The organism is Novosphingobium sp. B-7 (genome assembly GCF_000410615.1).
GTDB classification, from domain to species: domain Bacteria; phylum Pseudomonadota; class Alphaproteobacteria; order Sphingomonadales; family Sphingomonadaceae; genus Novosphingobium; species Novosphingobium capsulatum.
Genome location: NZ_KE148423.1, coordinates 1 through 226, shown reverse-complemented (window position 1 = coordinate 226; position 226 = coordinate 1). Strand labels below are relative to the sequence as shown.

At 74.3% G+C, this 226-nt stretch carries 1 protein-coding gene; it reads left to right on the top strand.

Features of this window, described 5'->3' with window-relative positions; genetic code table 11:
* The coding region (locus H926_RS28770; protein WP_202804759.1) for a hypothetical protein at positions 1–226 on the top strand (226 nt) is incomplete at both ends.

Genomic DNA, 226 nt, shown 5'->3' with positions numbered 1-226 from the left:
GCCTTTGCTGCCATGCCCTTGCGCAGCCTCTCCCCGCTTGCCACCGCTTCCCTCGCGGTTATTTCCACGCTGGCCCTGGCCGCCTGCCAGACCATGCCCGGCGCCACACCGGGTACGGCAACCACGCCGGCCCCCGCGCTCGCCCTCACCCCGGGCCGCACCGATGGGGCCGATGTGGGCCGCCAGGGTCTGGTTTCTGCGGCCGATCCGCGCGCGGCCGATGCCG